Here is a 3,588-nt window from a genome sequence, read left to right as displayed (position 1 = left end):
ATCCGAAGAATCAAACTTAAGTGCTTCGTTCGACTTGCATGTGTTAAGCACGCCGCCAGCGTTCATCCTGAGCCAGGATCAAACTCTCGTAAAAAATATTTTCCCTCACACCTCAGTGTGAGTTAAAATCAAGTTTAATTCCGTTCAGGAAAACTACTAGCTTTCCTATCCCGTTATTACTGTTTTAGGTCGACATTAAATGTCTTGTTCTGAATTTTCTCTTAAAGAATCTTCAGGGTTGTTGTCTATTGTTCAGTTATCAAAGTTCTTTGTGTTTGCCGCTCTCACGAGTCAGCTTTGATATAATACCATGTTTTCCCATATCTTGTCAACAACTTTTTTAAGATTTTTTAATTTTCTTTTTACCAGTTATTAACATTGGTATATATCAAAACGGAGAAAGAGGGATTTGAACCCTCGCGCCGCTATTAACGACCTACTCCCTTTCCAGGGGAGCCCCTTCAGCCTCTTGGGTATTTCTCCATACCGTTTCAAGCGCGAACAAATGATATTATAGTTGTGTCTTCTGGTTTTGTCAACAGTTTTCTTCCATTTTTTTACTTTCCCAAATTCCAAATTCCGAATCCGGGATGGTTTTTCAAATTCGCACGAACAAAGAATGTGCCTTGGCACATTCTCGCGCCTGCGGCGGTCGCTTGCGACATCTACCTCATCCGCCGCAGTGCGCATCCTCGCGGAGCGTTTTTTACTTTACAGGAAAGCAATTTCCTGTAAAGTAAAAAAACGGTACATAGTAGCATTCCCGCATCTACATACCGCTTTTCAGCTTCATAATGTATCATTCTCATATATGCCATCCAAGAGCATATAATAAAACATTTTTTACAATCCACTGTATCATCACAATTCCCAGTACAACGTAAAAATATATCCTTCTCAATTTAAAGCGCTTTATATTTGGTCGGACTATCTTTTCACATGTCATGCCAATCCAAAACACGATCGACATTACCACGCCAGGTAAAACAGCCGGATGACACCTCAGGCTTCGCAACAGTTCCACATGCACTAACGCCTGCACCGCCCGTGTACCTCCGCATCCCGGACAGTAATATCCCGTCATTCGATACATATAGCATTCCGAGGCACTATACAGTTCGATATGGAAATATCGCATATACACTATCACCAGCGCCACCAACATATATAGCAACGTCAAGATCCTGTAACAAACCCACTCTGTTCTTTCACCCACATATTCCAACAATATCTGTCACCTCATACATTAAGGAGCAGACTCAGTCCCATCAGAATCCCAATCACAGAAAATGCCAGTGATATACCCGATGTTATCACGCCAGTTAACGCCATCCCATTACCCGGTTTCTTCTTTAACGACAATATACCAAACACCAGTCCCAATATTGCCATAACCAACGTAAAATAAGGCACACAACACATCATAAGAAGCGCACAGATTCCACACACCATGGAAGCCACTGCCATTCCATCTTCTCCACCATCTTTTGCATTATAATTCATCCCCTGCCGGAAATTCTGTTCCTGCCGGAAGCTCTGGTTCTGTTGGTAATTAAAATTCTGCTGATAGTTCTGATTCATCTGCTCATTGGGATCTCGCAGATTATTCTGATATTCCAGCCGGTTCATCTGTCTAAGATCTTCTCCACAATGGCAGCAAAAATCTGCATTGTCTACATTTTCAAATCCGCATCGTCTACACTTCATCTTTTCGTTCCTGCTTTTTATCCTATTCCATCTACTTTACACTATTGCAGGTCTTGCCCATCCAGATCGATCATCGTCACTTTTTTTGTCTCCGGATCCACACTTACTGTACAATAATTATATGTATCTTCATCATACCAGCTATATGTATCAGAATATTCTCCTTCATATACATCGGATGCTTCTCCCCATTTAGCTTCCACATCGCTGATATCCATTCCAACCTGAATATTTCCAGGGAAGATTACTGTAAGACTACCATCTTCAACATCATACTCATCTACATATATCCCTGATACTTTACATTCTTTTATCGTCTTAGCCGAATCTGTTTTATTGGACACTATAAACATCAACGAATTAGCATTAGAATCCTGGAAATATACCAACTCATAATCATCTTTATTAATCACGTAGTCTTCTGATTTGTCATCCGTATCCAATGTAAGTCCAGTTTCTTCCAGCTTACTGACTTCACACGGAAATGTCACAACCGCATCATTAATCTGTACTGTATAACTCTTCCAGCTATCACCAAGGTCTTCATTGGCTGTAACCGGCTCTTTTGTAGTTTCTTTATCATCTGTCTCTGTTACATCATCTCTCGAATCTGTTGTATCTGCATCTTCGTCCAGCATGTTTTCAACCGTCTGAACCGTCGTGGAATCACTGATATATCCTGTTGCAAAAAGCCCGACACTTGCAATCAACCCACCAACAGCACCAACAATCATAAAAATCTTTGCTTTCTTAGCTGCTGCTTTAGCACCTTCATAATCACCTGCATTCTGCAAAGAATTAATCTTACTTGCATATACGATACTTACAATACCCAGCGGCAGGCAGCAACACAATGTCACAAGAATCGAGAAGATAATATATGGCGTTCCACTAATCTGTTTCTCCGGTTGCCCATTATTAAACTGACTATATCCATTACCAGACTGTCCACCATAATTAAAACTGCTATTAGGGGTACTGTTATTTTGTCCATAGCTGTATCCGCCATTTGGATCACTACTGCTCTGTCCATAACTATATCCGCCATTTGGATCACTGCTACTCTGTCCATAACTGTAATCGTTATTCGGCTCATCATGATTTTCCATCTCTGGTGTCTGGTTTTCAGGAGTCTCTTCCTTTACTTCAGCACCACAAAGCGGACAGTATTTCATCCCTTTTTCTACCTCATTGCCACAAAAACTACACTTCATACTTTTCTCTCCTTCCTTATAGCACCTTTGTCGGGGCCAGTACCGTAAATGGATATACACCTATATTCCTCACAATGCCATATATTAACATCATAATTAATACTGTCATTGGAATCCATAACGGTATATTCACACTCAGCTTCTCTCTGCCGCAAATCAACCATTGTATCCAGCATATCAAATAATACAAAATCAACCACGGAAGAATCAGTACTAATAATGGATTATATCTGAATGCCTGATAAAACCGCATATGCAGGATAGCATAACATGCCCTTCCCGCACCGCATCCCGGACAATAATAGCCAGTCAACGTATAAATCGGGCACACCAGACCTAATCCGTCCTTAGGATTATGATAATATAAAAACAGGGTACCCGCAAGCAATATTACAAAAACACCTGCACTAATTATAATGCGAATTTCTTTCTTCATAATTCCAGACGGATCATAGATTTTTTCTTTCATCATACTCAGCATTTTATCACCTGTTTTTTCATTTTCAAGAATGCCTCGCATTCTTGCTGCGAGGTGCGCGTCATGCAATTGCATGACATACTTCTACTGCGCACCTCTGCAATCCTGCCGGAGGCTATATCAGCTGGGGGGGTTGGACTCCCAGCTGATATACATCTTGAAAGCTCTGGCTTTTCTTTTAATATTTTT

At 40.6% G+C, this 3,588-nt stretch carries 4 protein-coding genes, 1 tRNA gene and 1 rRNA gene; all 6 read right to left on the bottom strand.

Annotation, left to right across the window (positions count from 1 at the left end):
- A 16S ribosomal RNA gene (locus tag DXA18_RS15305) occupies nucleotides 1–94 on the bottom strand; the annotation flags it as partial.
- 300 nt (nucleotides 95–394) lie between these two features.
- Nucleotides 395–483 (bottom strand) — tRNA-Ser (locus tag DXA18_RS15300).
- A 322-nt stretch (nucleotides 484–805) separates the two neighbouring features.
- On the bottom strand, nucleotides 806–1,093 hold the full coding sequence (locus DXA18_RS17760; protein ID WP_158567163.1) for a DUF2752 domain-containing protein: 288 nt from the start codon (nucleotides 1,091–1,093) through the stop codon (nucleotides 806–808).
- Between the two features lie 146 nt (nucleotides 1,094–1,239).
- Complete coding sequence (locus DXA18_RS15290; RefSeq protein ID WP_118384575.1) at nucleotides 1,240–1,707, bottom strand: DUF4190 domain-containing protein; 468 nt, start codon at nucleotides 1,705–1,707, stop codon at nucleotides 1,240–1,242.
- Between the two features lie 41 nt (nucleotides 1,708–1,748).
- A complete protein-coding gene (locus DXA18_RS15285) occupies nucleotides 1,749–2,921 on the bottom strand; it encodes a CD225/dispanin family protein (RefSeq protein ID WP_118384574.1) in 1,173 nt (390 codons plus the stop codon).
- 16 nt (nucleotides 2,922–2,937) lie between these two features.
- A complete protein-coding gene (locus DXA18_RS15280) occupies nucleotides 2,938–3,474 on the bottom strand; it encodes a DUF2752 domain-containing protein (protein ID WP_243007167.1) in 537 nt (178 codons plus the stop codon).
- Between the last annotated feature and the right edge of the window lie 114 nt (nucleotides 3,475–3,588).

Source organism: Dorea sp. AM58-8 (assembly GCF_003464045.1).
Taxonomy (GTDB): domain Bacteria; phylum Bacillota; class Clostridia; order Lachnospirales; family Lachnospiraceae; genus Claveliimonas; species Claveliimonas ammoniilytica.
This window is presented reverse-complemented; position numbering and strand designations above follow the sequence as displayed.